Source organism: Streptococcus sanguinis (assembly GCF_003943655.1).
Taxonomy (GTDB): domain Bacteria; phylum Bacillota; class Bacilli; order Lactobacillales; family Streptococcaceae; genus Streptococcus; species Streptococcus sanguinis_F.
In genome coordinates, this window is record NZ_RJMM01000001.1 from 43,952 (window position 1) to 63,715 (window position 19,764).

General features: G+C 43.8%; 16 protein-coding genes and 1 pseudogene. 15 read left to right on the plus strand and 2 right to left on the minus strand.

Annotated elements, in window-relative coordinates; translation table 11 throughout:
• Complete coding sequence (locus D8886_RS00230; RefSeq protein WP_125433853.1) at positions 1 to 930, plus strand: aldo/keto reductase; 930 nt, start codon at positions 1 to 3, stop codon at positions 928 to 930.
• Between the two features lie 118 nt (positions 931 to 1,048).
• A complete protein-coding gene (locus D8886_RS00235; RefSeq protein WP_125433854.1) occupies positions 1,049 to 2,458 on the plus strand; it encodes an LPXTG cell wall anchor domain-containing protein in 1,410 nt (469 codons plus the stop codon).
• A gap of 50 nt (positions 2,459 to 2,508) precedes the next feature.
• On the opposite strand, the gene D8886_RS00240 is transcribed toward D8886_RS00235, so the two are convergent.
• The gene (locus D8886_RS00240) at positions 2,509 to 3,480 is read right to left on the minus strand and encodes a nuclease-related domain-containing protein (RefSeq protein WP_125433855.1); all 972 of its coding nucleotides are present in this window, start codon (positions 3,478 to 3,480) and stop codon (positions 2,509 to 2,511) included.
• 211 nt (positions 3,481 to 3,691) lie between these two features.
• Between D8886_RS00240 and D8886_RS00245 the strand changes: the two genes are divergently transcribed.
• The gene (locus tag D8886_RS00245; protein ID WP_048772095.1) at positions 3,692 to 4,561 is read left to right on the plus strand and encodes a glycosyltransferase family 2 protein; all 870 of its coding nucleotides are present in this window, start codon (positions 3,692 to 3,694) and stop codon (positions 4,559 to 4,561) included.
• Between the two features lie 70 nt (positions 4,562 to 4,631).
• On the opposite strand, the gene D8886_RS00250 is transcribed toward D8886_RS00245, so the two are convergent.
• Positions 4,632 to 5,408: a glycyl-radical enzyme activating protein gene (locus tag D8886_RS00250; protein WP_048772098.1), complete on the minus strand. Its 777-nt coding sequence runs from the start codon at positions 5,406 to 5,408 to the stop codon at positions 4,632 to 4,634.
• A gap of 124 nt (positions 5,409 to 5,532) precedes the next feature.
• On the opposite strand from D8886_RS00250, the gene D8886_RS00255 reads away from it, so the two are divergent.
• The 12 genes and pseudogenes from D8886_RS00255 (at position 5,533) to D8886_RS00310 (ending at position 19,569) form a co-directional block, all read left to right on the plus strand.
• Positions 5,533 to 6,276, plus strand: coding sequence for a DeoR/GlpR family DNA-binding transcription regulator (locus D8886_RS00255; RefSeq protein WP_124764426.1), 744 nt, complete (start codon positions 5,533 to 5,535; stop codon positions 6,274 to 6,276).
• 16 nt (positions 6,277 to 6,292) lie between these two features.
• Complete coding sequence (locus D8886_RS00260; RefSeq protein ID WP_125433856.1) at positions 6,293 to 7,264, plus strand: sugar-binding transcriptional regulator; 972 nt, start codon at positions 6,293 to 6,295, stop codon at positions 7,262 to 7,264.
• 101 nt (positions 7,265 to 7,365) lie between these two features.
• Positions 7,366 to 7,856, plus strand: a pseudogene (locus tag D8886_RS00265) (hypothetical protein).
• Between the two features lie 333 nt (positions 7,857 to 8,189).
• A complete protein-coding gene (locus D8886_RS00270; RefSeq protein WP_002896659.1) occupies positions 8,190 to 8,513 on the plus strand; it encodes a PTS lactose/cellobiose transporter subunit IIA in 324 nt (107 codons plus the stop codon).
• Positions 8,514 to 8,533: 20 nt separating this feature from the next.
• Positions 8,534 to 8,845 carry a PTS sugar transporter subunit IIB gene (locus D8886_RS00275; RefSeq protein WP_125433857.1) on the plus strand — a complete coding sequence of 104 codons (312 nt, stop codon included), beginning with the start codon at positions 8,534 to 8,536 and terminating at the stop codon, positions 8,843 to 8,845.
• A gap of 17 nt (positions 8,846 to 8,862) precedes the next feature.
• Entirely contained in the window at positions 8,863 to 10,164 is a 1,302-nt protein-coding gene (locus D8886_RS00280; RefSeq protein ID WP_125433858.1) for a PTS sugar transporter subunit IIC, read from the plus strand.
• 168 nt (positions 10,165 to 10,332) lie between these two features.
• Positions 10,333 to 12,774 (plus strand): glycyl radical protein, encoded by a 2,442-nt coding sequence (locus tag D8886_RS00285; protein WP_376739368.1) that lies wholly within the window; start codon positions 10,333 to 10,335, stop codon positions 12,772 to 12,774.
• Between the two features lie 14 nt (positions 12,775 to 12,788).
• On the plus strand, positions 12,789 to 13,457 hold the full coding sequence (locus D8886_RS00290; RefSeq protein ID WP_125433860.1) for a fructose-6-phosphate aldolase: 669 nt from the start codon (positions 12,789 to 12,791) through the stop codon (positions 13,455 to 13,457).
• 42 nt (positions 13,458 to 13,499) lie between these two features.
• On the plus strand, positions 13,500 to 14,594 hold the full coding sequence (locus D8886_RS00295) for a glycerol dehydrogenase (protein WP_125433861.1): 1,095 nt from the start codon (positions 13,500 to 13,502) through the stop codon (positions 14,592 to 14,594).
• 165 nt (positions 14,595 to 14,759) lie between these two features.
• Positions 14,760 to 17,261 carry a leucine--tRNA ligase gene (leuS, locus tag D8886_RS00300; RefSeq protein WP_125433862.1) on the plus strand — a complete coding sequence of 834 codons (2,502 nt, stop codon included), beginning with the start codon at positions 14,760 to 14,762 and terminating at the stop codon, positions 17,259 to 17,261.
• 176 nt (positions 17,262 to 17,437) lie between these two features.
• Positions 17,438 to 18,127, plus strand: coding sequence for a VIT1/CCC1 transporter family protein (locus D8886_RS00305; RefSeq protein WP_002929076.1), 690 nt, complete (start codon positions 17,438 to 17,440; stop codon positions 18,125 to 18,127).
• Positions 18,128 to 18,372: 245 nt separating this feature from the next.
• Positions 18,373 to 19,569: a phosphoglycerate kinase gene (locus D8886_RS00310; protein ID WP_125433863.1), complete on the plus strand. Its 1,197-nt coding sequence runs from the start codon at positions 18,373 to 18,375 to the stop codon at positions 19,567 to 19,569.
• The last annotated feature ends 195 nt before the right edge of the window (positions 19,570 to 19,764 follow it).

Here is a 19,764-nt window from a genome sequence, read left to right on the forward strand (position 1 = left end):
ATGAAATATATGACAGTCGGGAATGAACTGAAAGAAGCCAGTCAGCTGGTTTTGGGCTGCATGCGATTGGCAGAGCACGATCCTAAAGAGGTCGTTTCCGTTCTTGAAACAGCGTTAGAAGTGGGAATTAATTTCTTTGACCACTCAGATGTTTATGCTGGCGGCCAGTCTGAAGCCAAGTTTGCACAGGCTCTTCGTACGGCTAAGATCCCCCGGGACCGAGTTCTCATCCAGTCTAAGTGCGGACTGCGGGATGTTCACTCTAACTACCATTTTGACTTTTCTAAGGATTATATCATCAGCTCGGTTGAAGCCAGCTTGGCGCGTTTGCAGACAGACTATCTGGATGTGCTCCTCCTGCACCGGCCAGATGCTCTTGTGGAGCCGGAAGAGGTGGCTGAGGCTTTCTCACAGCTACACCAAGCTGGGAAGGTCCGCCATTTCGGAGTCAGCAATCAAAATCCTTATCAGATCGAGCTGCTGCAGAAAAGTGTGGAGCAGCCCTTGATTGCCAACCAACTGCAGTTTGGTCCTGCCCATACTCCGATGCTGGATGCTGGGCTCAATGCCAATATGCTCAATCCTTTGGCAATCGTCCGGGATGGTAGTGTGCTGGACTATTGTCGATTGCATCATATCACGATTCAGCCTTGGTCACCATTTCAGGTTGACTTGAACCAGGGACTTTTTATGGAGCATCCTAAATATGCTAAGCTTACAGAAACTCTGCATGCCTTTGCGTCAAACTATCAAGTTTCCTTTGAAGCCTTAGTTCTCGCCTGGATTTTGCGTCATCCGGCTCAGATGCAGCCAATTGTTGGCTCCATGAATCCGCAGAGAATTCGCTCAATGGTGGCTGCTTTTGATATTGAGCTCTCTCGGGCTGACTGGTATAAGATATACAAGAGCGCAGGGAATCCTCTGCCCTAAGCTTGTTTTTGCAGGGAGATTATTTGTTATTCAGAATCAATGAAGGCTAAGAGCAGTGAATCAGTCTGCATACTTCATTGATTAACCTCGAATCTGCACCTTATGAAAGGAGAATGATATGAATAATAAGTTTTCTTGGCAAGCCCTAGCAAAATCTGCTTCTGCTGCCAAGTATGGAAGCGGCTTGCTGCTATGTGCCTCCCTCTTGTCTTTAGCAGCTTTGACGTGCGTGTCAAGAGTCGAAGCAGAAGATGTTGCGCCTGCCCCTGCCGCAGTAGCTGAAACGCCGACTTCTTCAGCAGCTCAAGCAAGTCCTGAGGTTGAAAATCCAGCTGTGGCTGAACCCCAAGCAGCTCCTGCAAGTCAGGTCGAATCAGCTGCTAGCGAGTTGCCTGCCAGCCAAGTCATGTCTGATGAGCAGAAGCAGCGCGCCATTGCTCAGATGGGAGCCAATCAAGGGGATGTCTGGGTTTGGTCGGAGGAAAATGTCGTTGAAGAAAATGGGGAGCGTCAAAAGCGCGGTCCTAATGGCGGCCCTGGCCAATTTAATGGGGGAGCCGTCGTGTTAGGCGGTCGTCCGACTTATGACCCCGCAGCTGATTGGTACTACCTAGCTTATAAAGGCGAAGGGATGACCGACGAAGAAGCGCAGGCTGTCTTTGACAAGGAACGTGGCAAATGGATGAATGAATTTGATCCTTGGGGCGTTGTGATGGAAATGACGGACAATAAGGCCAGCAATGCTTGGGCGGATATTCGTAACATGCAGGCTTTCGTTCTTCGGAAGGACTCCAATGTCTGGGAGAAAATTGTAGATCACCCTCAAGGGGTTCAATGGGTTTCTCAATTCAAGGGGAATATGTCCAGCAACGTAGGAGATGCACGGCAGGAAGCCTTGGCTGGCGGGGGAACAGCTATTGAGGTCTTACCTAAGCAGGATAGGGTTGCCCACTGGGGTTCTGATCAAGCCCGTGATATTCCGAATCCTCAAAGCATTCGAGCTGTTTTAGTTTCCGTAGAGGCTCGTATTTCTGAAAAATCTGATCCAGATGCCAAGCTTGGTATTCAAGTTGGCGGTGACTGGAAATTTGCTGAAGAAGTGAGTAAGCCGCTCTGGTATCCAGGAGCTGGTCTGGCTGGTATTCAGCGACTGACCAAGGATTGGGCTCGTTACTATTTTGTCAGCCTCACTGGTATTCAAGATGCAGTCGAAGAAAGGGCCATTTCACAAGATGAGTTTATGAAGAGTATCGTGCCGCTGGCCGATATGGAGCAGGCTCCCCAAAATCAAGCCCAGCAGCCAACTCCTGCAAGACCTGAACCAAAGGGGAGCCAGGTGGAAAATCTGACCTACAAAGCAAGCGGCCAGACGGACCCTCAAGCAGCGTCTCAACAGCCAACTCTTGAGCAAGCTTCTTCCAAACAACTGCCTAAGACCGGCAGTCAAAGCAGTCTATTGACCAATCTGCTTGGGTTCGGACTCTTAGGGCTGAGTGCTAGCTTCCTTGGCTTGAAGAAAAAATCTTAGGTTTTGCAAGCTAGAGGGAAAAATAATCTACAAAAAAGCAACAGCAGATTCTAGCTGTTGCTTTGTGTTTGATTTAGGTTTTGCACGACAGGCTGTCCAAAATTAGGTGCTTGCGTAGCGTGAGGACTGCAGACTGGCTCCTGGTATTTTTGAGTAAAGCGGCATCTTGGGAAATTGGAGCAGCCCCAAAATTTCTGACCGGTCTTAGAACCTTTGGCTGCTGTACGGAGCATCAATCCATGCTGGCAGCGAGGGCAGATTTTTTCTGCTTGTATTCTCTGTTTCTGCTGAGCAATGTGGTTAATATGGCGCTCTTTGACGACCTGCTTTCGCTTGGTCAAGGGCAGCAGCATACGATAGAGGTCGTCAATCTGCTCGGGCGACAGGTAGGCTTGACTTTGGCAGGCCTGCCTGTCAATTGCCCCTATCACTTGCCAGGTCTGAATAACCTTATGCCTATCACTGTTTAGATGGATTTTCTTAAGCTGACAGTCATTGCCAAAGACGATATAGGAATATAGATTTGGCGTGTATTGGTTGAGATAGTAGCTGAGCCATTTGAGATGGACTTTATTTTGAATAATGGGATTGAAAAAAGAATGCTTGTAAGATTTTCCGCGGCCTCCGGAAAGAACCTGAGTCCAGTATTGCTGATTTTCTGAGCCGAAGATCCAGCCCTTGTAGTTTTTGGACTCAAAAATGTAAATTCCAGATGGATGAATCAGCAAGGCATCAATCTCAGTGGTAGTGCTATCTTCTTTGAAGATATAGAGATTGTACAAGATCTTTTTATAGCCATAGAGCTGGTTCAAGACCTGACCAAGCTGGTACTCTCCCTGTTTTCCCTTGTTATATTTGAGTTCCCAAGAGGCAGTCTGGGTTTGCTGGAAATAGTCAGGCTCTGGGCTTTGGCTGGACGACCAATCCGAGTCCCTATCTTCCCTGTCTTCAAGTAGCTTATAACTGATAAAAAAGACGATGCCAAAGACAGCCACAAATGCAACGAAAAAGAATCCAAACATTTCCTAATCTCCCTTAAAATCCCTAATTCGAGTATAGCACAAAATAAAGGACGGAAGATTTTTATAAGTGTAAAAACACAGCAATTGAACAATATATTAAAATGTGTCTAAAAAAGCTGAAACTATCCTTTAAAAACTTATTTTCCAAAAACGCCTCACAAACCTAAAAAATAATGTATAATAAAAAGACAGGAAAAGAATAGGAGTTATCATGTCTCAGGAATTAATCAGTGTTATCATCCCTGTTTACAATGTTGAGCAGTATTTAGCAGAATGTGTGAACAGCGTCTGTCGTCAGACCTATCAAAATCTGGAAATTATTCTAGTCAATGATGGTTCAACAGATGCTTCTGGTCAGATTTGCCAAGAGCTGGCTGACCAGGATGCGAGGATTCGTCTTATTCATCAGGAAAATCAAGGCTTGTCCGGTGCCCGCAACACAGGGATTGAGCACTCTAGTGCAGACTATTTGATTTTTGTGGATTCGGATGACTGGCTGCCTGAGCAACATGTTGCCCGCCTTTATGAAAAGCTCAAGGAGTACGATGCGGATATTGCCATTGGTCACCACTGTAGCTTCCGTGCAGAGGATTCAGCCTTCCTCTACTATTCGACAGAGCATTTTGAAACCCTCTATACGCGAGAAGAGATAATTGAGGAGTACCCTAGACGGCGCATGCTAGACGGTGTTTTTCTCTGCGCCTGGGCCAAGCTCTATAAGCGTAAGCTCTTTGATACAGTGCGCTATCCATTCGGCCGAGTGGCTGAAGATGCCTTCACAACTTATAAGCTTTATCTTCAGTCAGAGAAGATTATCTACCTCAATGAACCGCTCTATTACTATCGCTTGCGGCCAAATAGCATCTCCATGACTTGGAATGAGCAGTGGTTCCGAGACTTGATTATAGGTTTTGAGGAGCAGCTAGCCATTTTGGGGAAGCTGGGCTATGACCTGAGCTTCTACTACAAATACTACACTTTCCTGCTCCAGTATTGTCGCGATAGCGCTGCAGCCGTCGGTATGCAGTCTAGTCTGGTCTATCAGGAAATTGAAAGCAAACTCCAACTGTTTGGAGAATAAACAAAACAAGCCACCTTTCAACCGCAGGGCTGAAAGCGTAGCTTGTTTTTTAGTGTTTGAAAATTAAAGACTAAAAATAACAATTAATGTCATGCTTCAAAAAGACATCTTGGTATTCAAATAAGTCTTCAGGGTGCAAGGCCTTGACATCTTCCATGGCATACTTTCGGCCAAGTAATTTGTATTTATTTTCGCCAAATTGATGGAAAGGCAACAGCTGGACTTGATTGATGGATAGTTCATTAAACAAAGTCGCAAACCGCTCTGCATCTTCTAAGGAGTCGTTAAAATCTGGAATGACAGGAATGCGGAGAACAATCGTCTTTTGATGAGTAAAGGCGTAGTGGATATTCTGAACAATTAATTCGTTTTTTACTCCAGTCACCTTGCGGTGGCTGACAGAGTTATAATGTTTCAGGTCTGTATAGATAAAATCAACGTACTGGATGAGATCCACGAATTTTTCGTGTTCTACAAAGGCAGTTGTTTCGATAGCAGTATGAATCCCTTTTTCCTTAGCTGCTTTAAGAATGGCCTTGGCAAATTCAAACTGGGCGAATATCTCTCCGCCAGATAAGGTCAGGCCGCCACCAGACTCTTCATAAAAATCTCTGTCCTTTAGGACTTCGTTGATAATCTCCTCGACGCTTCTCTCCTCCCCTATAGTGATGCTTTTTTTGATAGTAGCATCCAGCATAGGTTCGGGTTTTAATTGCTGTGATTCTGGATTAGAGCACCAAGGGCAGCGTAGAGGACAGCCCTTGAGGAAAACCGTTGTACGAATCCCTGGTCCATCATGAATACTGAAATGTTGGATGTTGAAAATAATTCCTTTTGTTGTTTCCATACTCAGGCCTCCTTTGGATATAATCATTATAACTTATTTTAGAAAGAAAAACAATTACGAATGAAAGTTATTTTTATTTTATTTTTAAGACGTCTTTTGTTACAATAATAGCAGAGGTGATAGAATGGAACGTTTAGATGAAATTGTTAAATTAGTATCTGAATTTGAACGAATCGATGTCAATACTTTGTCTGACCGCTTAAAAGTGTCCAAAGTAACGATTCGCAAAGATTTGGATAAGCTGGAAACCAAAGGTCTGTTGCGCAGAGAGCATGGCTATGCTGTTTTAAATAGCGGCGATGATCTGAATGTCAGGCTTTCCTTTCATTATGATACCAAGCGCCGAATTGCTCAGGAAGCAGCAAAAATCGTTCAGGATAATGAAACCATTATGATCGAATCAGGTTCGACCTGTGCCTTGCTAGCTGAGGAAATCTGCCGGACGAAGAAGAATGTCAAGATTATTACCAATTCTTATTTTATTGCGGATTATATAAAACAAACTGATTCTTGTAAAATTATCTTACTGGGCGGAGAATTTCAGAAAGATTCTCAAGTGACAGTAGGGCCTCTTCTCAAGGAAATGATCCGCTTTTTCCACGTAGAACATGCTTTTGTCGGAACAGATGGCTATGATGAAAATCTAGGCTTTACAGGCAAGGATCTGATGCGGAGTGAGGTTGTGCAGTATATGTCAGAAGCATCTGACCGGATGATTGTCTTGACGGACTCAAGTAAGTTTACCAGAAAAGGAATAGTTAAGAGATTTGGCTTCAAGCAGATTGCCCAAGTGGTGACTGACAAGGCGATTCCTAAAGAGGCTGTTGAGCGCTTGAAAGCTGCCGATATCAAGCTGACTCTGATCTAGCAGAGAAGGAGATAAGATGAAAAATGAAAGAAAAAAACTATTGGCAAAAATTGCTTATCTCTACTATATCGAAGAAAGAAGCCAGTCTGACATTGCGGCTGAGACAGGGATTTATCGCACCACCATTAGCCGAATGCTGGCAGAAGCTAAAAAAGAGGGCATTGTAAAGATTGAGATTGAAGACTTTGATACCCGCNTGTTCCATTTGGAAAACTATGTAAAAGAAAAATATGGGCTCAAGGGAATCGAAATTGTCAGTAATTTAGTGGATGAATCTCCAGCAGACCTGGAAGAGAGGTTGGCTCAAGCTGCTGCAGGTATGCTGCGCAGCCTGATTAAAGACAATGATAAAGTAGGATTTTCTTGGGGCAAGAGCTTGAGCCTTTTAGTAGAGCACTCCAGCAACAAGCATTTGACAAATGTTCATTTCTTTCCTTTGGCGGGTGGCCCCAGTCATATCCATGCACGCTACCATGTGAACACCCTCATCTATAGCATGGCTGGGAAATACCATGGGGACTGCCGTTTTATAAATTCCACGATTATTCAGGAAGATGAGCAGCTGACAAATGGAATTTTAGCTTCTAAATATTTTGAAGAGCTAAAAAGCAGCTGGCAGGAGCTGGATGTGGCTGTGGTTGGTATTGGCGGGCAGGTTGACACGAGCAATCGTCAATGGCTGGACATGCTGACCTCAGAGGATTTTCTTGCTCTAGAGAGTCAGGATGCTGTCGGAGAAATCTGCTGTCGCTTCTTTAATAAAAAAGGGGAGATGGTCTACCAGCATTTGCAAAATCGAACGATTGCTATCTCTTTGGAAAATTTGAAAAAAGTGCCGCTTAGTCTAGCCTTTGCCTATGGCAGTCAAAAGTCTGCTGCTATCTTAGCGGTGTTGCGAGCTGGCTATGTCAATCACTTGGTCACAGATGAATCGACGATTCTAAAAATGCTAGAACTGGATGGAGATAGGAGTTTCCTCACTTCTTGATGTCAGTGGAATCTCAGGTGCAAGAGATTTTCAAGACGGAATTTAGGGATTCTATTTTTTAATAGTGGATTAGCGGCTATGTATGGAGGTGGATTGTTGATTTGAAAAAGCCGATGAAACAAAAATTGACTAATTTAGCCACAGGAGAGCTAGTCGCTGTGCTAGTATTTTGGATGAATTTTTTCCTGCTCAAAAAATGGATTTTTACTACTGGAGCTTTGATTTCTATTTCTTTCTCCTTGTTTGTACTGAGTTTTATTCTGATACAGGGCTCTGTTTTTTGGTGGATTTTGATAAAAAGGATTTCCAATCCAGAATTTGCTGAAAGATATACAGGCAAGATTTATAAGGTACTAAAGATCTTAGACCTTATTTTGCTGGGTGTGGGAGCCCTGATAATTATGTTAATTACAGTGAATTTTGCACAGGCATAATCTCTTTAGCAATTTGGTTTTTTGCTGTCATCGAGTGGGTGAATTATTTTAAATTGCAATTATCCTACAGTCTGAATCCTGCTGTTTTATTGAAATACATCTTCCAGAGGAAATTGCGGAAAAGTAAAATAGCAAAGGAAATTGAGAAATCCGTTTAAAAAGATAAGTTTCGGTTTCTTAAAATAGCATATATGAGGAAGTAGAAGCAAATAGCTGCTGCTTCTTTTTTTGTGTCGAATCTGCTTATCGTTCGTATCTAATAGAGTGCCTTTGATTCGCAGATGAATACAGCTGTATAGGAGTTGTTTTTTGTGGAGGAGTCTTTTCGTTTGCACAAATGTGCGAAAAAAATTAAATAAGCTAATTTGTTCCATAATATATTGACGGACTGAGATAAAGGTGATACATTCTAGTTACAAACAAAAAACAAATTACTTTCAAACAAAAGAACAAGTTTTTGTTAATCATAAAGATAGGAGTGGTTGTAACATATGGAAATGATTGTAGCAGATCAAATTATCATGGGTCTTATCTTAGACGCTGGTGATGCTAAGCAGCATATTTATCAAGCTTTATCACTAGCTAAAGATGGTAAGTTTTCAGAATGCGATGAGCAGATTGAGCTTGCAGATAAGGCGCTGTTAGAGGCCCATAACTTGCAGACCAAGTTCCTAGCTCAGGAAGCTGGAGGAACGAAAACAGAGATTACAGCACTGTTTGTTCATTCTCAAGATCATTTGATGACTAGCATTACAGAGATTAACCTCATCAAAGAAATCATCGACTTGAGAAGAGAATTACAAGGGGAAAAATAAATCATCAGGAGGATGAAAAGATGGTTAAGATTGGTTTGTTTTGCGCGGCAGGTTTTTCAACAGGAATGTTGGTCAACAATATGAAAATAGCTGCAGCTGAAAAAGGGCTGGAAGCTGAGATTGAAGCCTACTCTCAGGCTAAGTTGGCTGATTATGCAGCGGATCTGGATGTCGCTTTATTGGGCCCGCAGGTAGCTTATACTCTGGACAAATCTACAGCTATTTGCGACAGCTGCCATACTCCGNTTGCAGTTATTCCGATGGCTGATTACGGTATGCTAGATGGCGAAAAAGTGTTAAACCTCGCTTTGAGTTTGTTGGATAAACATTAAAATCAAGGAGCTTCGTTATGTCTAAAGTGGATACTCAAAAAATCATTGCGCCGATTATGAAGTTTGTCAATATGCGCGGGATTATCGCCTTAAAAGACGGTATGTTGGCAATTTTGCCTCTTACAGTTGTGGGAAGTCTATTCTTGATTGTAGGGCAATTACCATTTGAAGGTCTAAATCAAGCCATTGCTGGTGTGTTTGGGGCGGACTGGACAGAACCGTTTATGCAGGTTTATTCAGGAACCTTTGCCATTATGGGGCTGATTTCTTGTTTTTCAATCGGCTATTCTTATGCCAAGAACAGCGGTGTAGAGCCTCTGCCGGCAGGAGTGCTGTCTCTTTCTTCCTTCTTTATCCTTTTGAAATCCTCTTATATACCAGAAAAGGGTGAGGCGATTGCAGATGCGATTGCCAAGGTCTGGTTTGGCGGTCAAGGAATCATTGGGGCCATTCTCATTGGTCTGGCAGTTGGCAGTATCTATACGATTTTCATTCAAAAGCATATTGTCATCAAAATGCCAGAGCAGGTTCCTCAAGCGATTGCCAAGCAGTTTGAAGCCATGATTCCTGCTTTCGTTATTTTCTTGCTGTCAATGCTTGTTTATATTATTGCCAAGATAGCGACTGGTGGCGGTACCTTTATTGAGATGATTTACGATGTTATTCAGGTGCCTCTGCAAGGTCTGACGGGCTCTCTGTATGGAGCTATCGGTATTGCTTTCTTTATTTCTTTCTTATGGTGGTTTGGCGTCCACGGCCAGTCTGTTGTCAATGGTGTCGTAACAGCTTTGCTGCTGTCAAATCTGGATGCTAATAAGGCCCTGCTTGCTGCAGATAAGTTGTCTGTTAGTCAAGGCGCTCATATTGTGACCCAGCAATTTTTGGATAGTTTTCTTATCTTGTCGGGCTCCGGTATTACTTTCGGAGTGGTCGTGGCCATGCTCTTTGCTGCCAAGTCCAAACAGTATAAGGCTCTGGGGAAAGTTGCTGCTTTCCCGGCAATCTTTAATGTCAATGAGCCAGTTGTCTTTGGTTTTCCGATTGTGATGAATCCGGTCATGTTTCTGCCCTTTGTTTTGGTACCGGTTCTAGCCGCTTTGATTGTCTACATGGCGATTGCGGTCGGCTTTATGCAACCATTCGCAGGTGTGACTTTGCCTTGGAGTACGCCGGCTATCATTTCTGGCTTTATGGTCGCTGGCTGGCAAGGGGCAGTCATTCAAATTGTCATCTTAGCCATGTCCGCCTTTGTCTATTTCCCATTTGTGAAGTTTCAGGATAAGATTGCCTACAATAACGAATTGAAAAATGAAAAATAATCTGACTTTGATGGATAAAAACACAAAAGTTTCTTGGCTCAGATGGCACAAATGTGCAAAAAATCTTTAATTCTGTAATCGCCTATAAATGATTGAATTCTAGAATTTTGCATGTTACAATAGTTACGAAAGAAATAAATTAAATTTCATAAGAAAGGTCGTAGCCAAATNATCCAAGTAAAAGAAGTAGAAAAAACAACAATAAAAACAGACTATTTTGGCAGCTTAACAGAGCGGATGAATAAGTATCGGGAAGATGTTTTAAATAAAAAGCCCTATATTGATGCAGAGCGTGCTGTCCTAGCTACCAAGGCTTATGATAAGCATAAGGAAAAACCAAATGTGTTGAAGCGTGCTTACATGCTCAAAGAGATTTTGGAAAATATGACGCTTTATATCGAAGATGAAACGATGATTGTCGGTAATCAGGCTTCATCTAATAAAGACGCGCCTATTTTCCCAGAGTATACTTTAGAGTTTGTACTCAATGAACTAGATCTTTTTGAGAAGCGGGATGGAGACGTCTTCTATATCACAGAGGAAACCAAAGAGCAGCTCCGCAGCATCGCTCCTTTCTGGGAAAACAATAACCTCCGTGCGAGAGCTGGAGCTTTACTTCCAGAGGAAGTTCAGGTTTATATGGAAACTGGCTTCTTTGGCATGGAAGGAAAGATGAACTCTGGGGACGCCCACTTGGCGGTCAATTATCAAAAACTCTTGGCCTATGGGCTGAAAGGTTTTGAAGAAAAAGCGCGTGCAGCTAAGGAAGCCTTGGATTTGACCGATCCGGCTAGTATTGACAAATACCACTTCTACGATTCCATTTTCATCGTAGTAGATGCTGTGAAAGCTTATGCGGAGCGTTTTGTGGCCTTGGCAAATCAGCTGGCTGAAAAAGCAGAGCCTAAGCGCCGTCAAGAGCTCTTAGAAATCGCTAGAATCTGTTCTAAAGTGCCGTACGAGCCAGCATCAACCTTTGCTGAAGCTGTTCAGTCTGTTTGGTTTATCCAGTGTATCCTTCAGATTGAGTCTAACGGACATTCACTCTCTTATGGACGCTTTGACCAGTACATGTACCCTTATGTCAAGGCAGATTTGGAAGCTGGACGTGAGACAGAGGCTAGCATTGTAGAACGCTTAACCAATCTCTGGATTAAGACGATCACCATTAATAAAGTGCGCAGTCAGGCCCACACATTCTCATCTGCGGGCAGTCCCCTTTATCAAAATGTGACAATCGGTGGCCAAACGAGAGATAAGAGAGATGCAGTCAACCCACTTTCCTACCTTGTCTTGAAATCTGTAGCTCAAACTCATCTTCCTCAGCCGAATCTGACTGTTCGTTATCATGCAGGCTTAGATGCTCGCTTTATGAATGAGTGTATCGAAGTCATGAAGCTTGGTTTCGGTATGCCGGCTTTCAATAATGATGAAATCATCATTCCGTCCTTTATCGCCAAAGGCGTTTTGGAAGAAGATGCATACGATTACAGTGCTATCGGCTGTGTGGAAACTGCTGTGCCTGGTAAATGGGGCTACCGTTGTACAGGCATGAGCTACATGAACTTCCCTAAGGTACTCCTGATTACTATGAACGATGGAATTGATCCAGCATCTGGCAAGCGCTTTGCACCAAGCTTCGGTCATTTTAAAGATATGAAGAGCTTTGCTGAGCTGCAAACGGCTTGGGACAAGACCTTGCGCTATTTGACCCGCATGAGTGTCATCGTGGAAAATTCTATTGACCTATCTCTTGAAAGAGAAGTTCCGGATATTCTCTGCTCAGCTTTGACAGATGACTGTATCGGACGCGGTAAGCATTTGAAAGAAGGCGGAGCAGTCTATGACTATATTTCCGGTCTTCAAGTCGGTATTGCCAATCTATCAGACTCACTGGCGGCTATCAAAAAGCTGGTCTTTGAAGAAGGCAGGCTGACTCCGGCTGAACTCTGGCATGCACTTGAAACAGACTATGCAGGTGAGCGTGGTAAAGAAATTCAAGAGATGCTGATTCATGATGCACCGAAATATGGTAATGATGATGATTACGCAGATAAGCTAGTGACAGATGCTTATGATATTTATGTGGATGAAATCGCTAAGTATCCAAATACCCGTTATGGCCGTGGTCCAATTGGCGGTATCCGCTACTCTGGAACATCTTCTATTTCAGCCAATGTAGGTCAAGGTCGCGGTACTTTGGCGACACCAGATGGCCGCAATGCCGGAACACCGCTCGCTGAAGGCTGCTCTCCATCCCACAATATGGACAAGAACGGCCCGACCTCTGTATTAAAATCTGTTTCTAAATTGCCGACAGACGAAATCGTAGGAGGCGTTCTGCTCAATCAAAAAGTCAATCCTCAGACCCTGTCTAAGGAAGAAGATAAAGTGAAACTTATTGCCTTGCTTCGTACATTCTTTAACCGTCTGCATGGCTATCATATCCAATACAATGTCGTTTCTCGGGAAACCTTGATTGATGCTCAGAAGCATCCTGAAAAACACCGCGATTTGATTGTTCGCGTTGCAGGCTACTCTGCTTTCTTCAATGTGCTTTCCAAGGCGACACAAGATGATATTATCGGACGTACGGAGCACACATTGTAAAAGAGGTCCAATTTATGGAATTCATGCTTGATACCTTAAATTTAGAGGAGATAAAAAAATGGTCGGAAGTTCTCCCCTTGGCGGGAGTGACTTCCAATCCGACCATCGCAAAAAAAGAAGGGAAAATAGATTTCTTTGAACGGATTCGCGCTGTTCGGGAAATCATAGGAGAAGGTCCATCTATCCATGTGCAGGTTGTTGCCAAGGATTATGAGGGAATCTTGAAAGATGCTGCTGAAATTCGAAAAGAATGCGGCGATGCTGTCTACATTAAAGTTCCGGTTACACCGGCTGGGCTGGCAGCTATCAAAACTCTCAAAGCAGAGGGCTACAAGATTACAGCGACAGCCATTTATACAACCTTTCAAGGTCTATTAGCTATTGAAGCGGGGGCTGACTATCTTGCTCCTTACTATAACCGCATGGAAAATCTCAATATTGATTCAGATGCTGTAATTAGCCAGCTGGCTCAAGCGATTGAGCGGGAACATTCCGCCAGCAAAATATTGGCAGCGTCCTTTAAGAATGTTGGCCAAATCAATCGTGCTTTTGCTGATGGGGCCCAAGCCATTACAGCAGGACCTGATGTCTTTGCAGCAGCCTTTGCCATGCCGTCTATCGCTAAGGCAGTAGATGACTTTGCTGCTGACTGGTCAGCAATTCACAATCAGGAATACATTTAAACATATATAATGCTCTATCTATAAAAAAGAAAGAGGTGTTCTATGAGAATTTTTGCAAGCCCGTCTCGTTATATTCAGGGAGAAAATGCCCTGTTTGAAAATGCAAAACAGATTCTTCAGTTAGGCAGCCATCCAGTCTTGCTTTGTGATGATGTGGTTTACCAGATTGTTGGGGAAAAGTTCAATGACTACCTTACTCGTTATGGTTTTCATGTGCTGCATGTCGCTTTTAACGGAGAAGCTTCTGACGCTGAAATTGATCGTGTCGTTGCTTTGGCTGAAAAAGACGGAGCAGACTTAGTTATTGGCCTAGGTGGTNGAAAAACCATTGACAGTGCGAAGGCGATTGCAGACATACTAGGTCGTCCTGTGGTCATTGCGCCAACCATTGCCTCTACGGATGCCCCAACTTCAGCACTTTCTGTTATCTATACAGAAGACGGCGCCTTTGAAAAGTATATTTTCTATAGTAAAAACCCAGAACTCGTCTTGGTGGATACGAAAGTGATTGCTGGAGCACCAAAACGGCTTCTGGCTTCTGGGATTGCAGATGGTTTAGCGACTTGGGTAGAGGCGCGTGCTGTCCAGCAAAAAAATGGCACTACCATGCTGGGACAAAGACAGAGCTTAGCTGGTGTAGCAATTGCGAAGAAGTGTGAAGAAACACTGTTTGCAGATGGCCTGCAGGCTATCGCAGCCTGTGAAGCGAAAGTCGTGACCCCAGCTCTGGAAAATATCATTGAAGCCAGTACCCTTCTCAGCGGCGTCGGCTTTGAGAGCGGCGGTTTAGCGGCAGCCCATGCTATCCACAACGGCTTTACAGCTCTTACAGGCGATATTCATCACTTGACCCACGGCGAAAAAGTTGCCTATGGGACCTTGACCCAGCTCTTCTTAGAAAACAGACCTAAAGAAGAATTGGAAAAATATATACGCTTCTATCAAAAGATTGGTATGCCGACAACTCTGAAAGAAATGCATTTGGAAAATGCCAGCTATGAAGATTTGTTCAAAGTTGGTCAGCAAGCGACAATTGAGGGCGAAACCATCCATCAGATGCCATTTGAGATTTCAGCTTCTGACATTGCAGGTGCTATCCTAGCAGTCGACCAATATGTCAGGGATTTGGATAAATAAAAGCAAAATACAAAACAAGCCACCTTTCAACCGTAAGGCTGACAATGTGGCTTGTTTTTTGGTGGAGAGCTTCCTTGTCTGATGTGTCTGGCAGTCATGAAATTCCGTCTTTCAAAATCCCTTGAAAATGGTATAATAGAAACAGTACAAAAAATGGAGAAAAGAATGGCTTATTATAATCACAAAGAAATTGAGCCCAAGTGGCAGAAATACTGGGCAGAGCACTATACATTCAAGACAGGCACGGACAAGGACAAGCCTAATTTTTATGCATTAGACATGTTTCCTTATCCATCCGGAGCGGGGCTCCATGTAGGGCATCCAGAGGGCTACACGGCGACAGATATCCTCAGCCGCTACAAGCGGGCTCAGGGCTATAACGTCCTTCATCCTATGGGCTGGGATGCCTTTGGTCTGCCAGCTGAGCAATACGCCATGGATACAGGGAATGACCCGGCTGACTTTACAGCGGAAAATATTGCCAACTTCAAGCGTCAAATCAACGCTCTTGGCTTCTCCTATGACTGGGACCGGGAGGTCAATACAACTGACCCTAATTACTACAAGTGGACCCAGTGGATTTTCACCAAGCTTTACGAAAAAGGCTTGGCTTATGAAGCAGAAGTGCCAGTAAACTGGGTTGAAGAGCTGGGAACGGCTATCGCTAACGAGGAAGTTCTGCCAGACGGAACATCTGAGCGCGGTGGTTATCCAGTTGTCCGCAAGCCTATGCGTCAGTGGATGCTGAAAATCACAGCTTATGCAGAACGTTTGCTCAATGACTTGGAGGAGCTGGACTGGCCAGAGTCTATCAAGGATATGCAGCGCAACTGGATTGGCAAGTCAACCGGTGCCAATGTAACTTTCAAGATTAAGGACACAGACAAGGACTTCACCGTCTTTACGACTCGTCCGGACACCCTTTTTGGTGCGACCTATGCTGTTTTGGCTCCTGAGCATGCTCTCGTCGATGCCATTACAAGTGCAGAACAAGCCCAAGCAGTAGCAGACTACAAACATGCAGCCAGCCTCAAATCCGACCTAGCTCGGACTGATTTGGCTAAGGAGAAGACCGGTGTCTGGACAGGAGCTTATGCCATCAATCCTGTCAATGGCAAGGAAATCCCAATCTGGATTGCCGACTATGTGCTTGCTAGCTACGGAACAGGGGCTATCATGGCTGTTCCTGCGCATGACGAGCGCGACTGGGAGTTTGCTAAGCAGTTTGATTTAGAGATTATTCCGGTTCTAGAGGGTGGCAATGTTGCTGATGCTGCTTACACAGAAGACGGTCCGCATATTAACTCTGGCTTCCTAGATGGCTTAGACAAGGCTGCCGCTATTGACAAGATGGTTTCTTGGCTGGAAGCAGAAGGTGTCGGAAACGAAAAAGTCACCTATCGCCTGCGCGACTGGCTCTTTAGCCGTCAGCGCTACTGGGGTGAGCCAATTCCAATTATTCATTGGGAAGATGGCACCTCAACGGCTGTTCCTGAAAATGAACTTCCGCTTGTCTTGCCTGTAACCAAGGATATCCGTCCGTCAGGTACCGGTGAAAGTCCATTGGCTAATCTGACTGACTGGCTGGAAGTGACTCGCAAAGATGGGGTCAAAGGACGCCGCGAGACCAACACCATGCCTCAATGGGCTGGTTCCAGCTGGTATTACCTGCGTTACATTGACCCTCACAACAATGAGAAATTAGCAGACGAAGACCTTCTCAAGGCTTGGCTTCCAGTTGACATTTACATCGGTGGTGCAGAGCACGCTGTGCTCCACCTCCTCTATGCTCGCTTCTGGCACAAGTTCCTCTATGATATCGGAGTGGTTCCGACCAAAGAGCCTTTCCAAAAACTCTTTAACCAAGGAATGATTCTGGGGACTAGCTACCGTGACAGCCGTGGTGCTCTTGTGGCGACAGATAAAGTAGAGAAACGCGATGGTTCTTTCTTCAACATCGAAACTGGAGAAGAGCTGGAGCAAGCGCCTGCTAAGATGTCTAAGTCTTTGAAGAATGTGGTCAACCCAGACGATGTAGTGGAGCAGTACGGTGCCGATACACTTCGTGTCTATGAAATGTTCATGGGGCCGTTGGATGCATCCATCGCTTGGAGCGAGGAAGGTCTGGAAGGCAGCCGCAAGTTCCTGGATCGTGTCTACCGTTTGATTACAAGTAAAGAAATCGTTGCGGATAACAATGGTGCTCTCGACAAGGTATACAACGAAACAGTCAAGTCTGTCACAGAACAGATTGAGGAGCTCAAATTTAACACAGCCATTGCCCAGCTCATGATTTTTGTCAATGCAGCCAACAAGGAAGAAAAACTCTATGTCGAATATGCTAAAGGTTTCATTCAATTGCTTGCGCCTTTTGCACCGCACTTGGCTGAAGAACTCTGGCAGGCAGTAGCTCAAACTGGCAAGAGCATTTCCTACGTAGACTGGCCAACTTATGACGAAAGCAAGCTGGTTGAGGCAGAGGTCGAAATCGTAGTTCAAATCAAGGGTAAAGTCCGTGCTAAGTTAGTCGTAGCTAAGGACCTGAGCCGTGAGGAACTGCAGAAAATTGCCCTTGCAGATGAGAAAATTAAATCTGAAATCGCTGGAAAAGAAGTCGTGAAAGTGATTAGCGTTCCAAATAAATTAGTTAATATCGTGGTGAAATAATTAGTTTGTTACAGCATTATAGTGAATTTAGAGAGGAGTCGTTTAAAACGGCTCTTTTTTCAATGTCTTTCTTCTCTTAAATAGTAGAACTTTTCTCATTTTTCGATTTTCTCTTGTATTAGTTTTAGGTTTTATTTATAATCATTATAAATAAAAAGAAAGAGAAAATTTAAATAGTGGAAGAACATAAAATTGATACGAATTTTAGCGGTCGGCTGAATATCTTGCGGGCTGGGGTTTTAGGAGCTAATGACGGCATTATTTCCATAGCAGGTGTAGTTATTGGGGTGGCTAGTGCGACGGACGATGTCTGGATTATCTTTCTATCTGGTTTAGCGGCAGTCTTTGCGGGCGCCTTTTCTATGGCTGGTGGAGAGTATGTTTCTGTTTCTACTCAAAAGGATACAGAAGAAGCTGCTGTTGCCAGAGAGAGGGAGCTTTTAGAGAAAAATCCAGATATTGCTAGGCAGTCTCTCTATGCTGCCTATGTTCAAAATGGCGAGTGTGAGACTTCTGCCCAGCTCATGACTAATCGGGCTTTTCTCCAAGATCCGTTGGAGGCTTTGGTAGAGGAAAAATATGGAATCGAGATTGAGGAGTTCACTAATCCCTGGCATGCTGCCGTATCAAGCTTTTTAGCCTTTGCTGTTGGTGCGCTTTTTCCTATGATTACCATTATCATGCTTCCAGCCAGCATTCGTATCTGGGCAACCGTACTAATCGTGGCCTTGGCCCTTTTGGGAACAGGTTATACCAGCGCTAGATTGGGCAAAGCACCACTCAAAAATGCTATGATTCGCAACCTCGTTATTGGTCTTTTAACCATGGCGGTCACCTATGCAGTAGGGCAGGTGTTTGCAATTTAGATAGTAGAAAAAATTGAAGTCAGTAGTTTTACTGGCTTTTTGAGTTGTCGAATCTAGAGAAAAATTGAGCTTTAACTATTGTCTGAATGAGTTCAGCGCCCTTTTTCCTATTCTCTAATTCCAAAGTTCAAGAGAAAGAAGTGCGTCGCACTTCTTTTTTGTGAAAATTTTCTTTATATCAAGAAAACTTTTGGAAAATATGATATAATAGGTGCGTATAAAATATGAAAAGGAGTTTTTGTAACATGGCAAAACTTACTGTTAAAGACGTTGATTTGAAAGGTAAAAAAGTCCTCGTTCGTGTAGACTTTAACGTACCATTGAAAGACGGAGTGATTACAAATGACAACCGTATCACTGCCGCTCTTCCAACTATTAAATATATCATCGAGCAAGGCGGTCGCGCAATTCTCTTCTCTCACCTTGGACGTGTCAAAGAAGAAGCGGACAAAGAAGGTAAATCTCTTGCACCAGTAGCTGCAGACTTGGCTGCTAAATTAGGTCAAGACGTTGTTTTCCCAGGTGTCACTCGTGGTGCAGAATTGGAAGCAGCTATCAATGCTCTTGAAGATGGACAAGTTCTTTTGGTTGAAAATACTCGTTTTGAAGATGTGGACAGCAAGAAAGAATCTAAAAACGATCCTGAACTTGGTAAATACTGGGCATCTCTTGGAGATGGTATCTTCGTAAACGATGCATTTGGTACAGCTCACCGTGCACACGCATCAAACGTCGGTATCTCTGCAAACGTTGAAAAAGCTGTTGCTGGCTTCCTTCTTGAAAATGAAATTGCCTACATCCAAGAAGCAGTTGAAACTCCAGAACGTCCATTCGTAGCTATTCTTGGTGGTTCAAAAGTATCTGACAAGATCGGTGTTATCGAAAACTTGCTTGAAAAAGCTGATAAAGTCCTTATCGGCGGTGGTATGACTTACACATTCTACAAAGCACAAGGTATCGAAATCGGTAACTCACTTGTAGAAGAAGACAAATTGGATGTTGCGAAAGCTCTTCTTGAAAAAGCAAATGGTAAATTGGTTCTGCCAGTTGACTCTAAAGAAGCAAATGCTTTTGCGGACTACACTGAAGTGAAAGACACTGAAGGTGAAGCAGTGGATCCAGGCTTCCTTGGTTTGGATATCGGTCCTAAATCTATCGCTAAATTTGATGAAGCGTTGACTGGTGCGAAAACTGTTGTCTGGAATGGCCCTATGGGTGTATTTGAAAACCCAGACTTCCAAGCTGGTACAATCGGTGTCATGGACGCTATCGTGAAACAACCTGGCGTAAAATCAATCATAGGCGGTGGTGACTCAGCTGCCGCAGCCATCAACCTTGGCCGTGCAGACAAGTTCTCATGGATTTCTACTGGTGGTGGTGCATCAATGGAACTCCTTGAAGGTAAAGTATTACCAGGACTTGCAGCACTGACTGAGAAATAAGCGGTATACTCAGAATATTTAATATACCATAAAACTATAATAAGAGAAGGACTAGTAAAGACTGGTCCTTTCTTTTTTACGTAAAATCTGTGGAACAGAGAGGGAAGAGAAAATCAAAAATAGACATTATACACTTAATGTCTAAAAAACAAAAAAGGTAAATAAACTGAGGAAAAAATGCTTGCAAAACGAGGG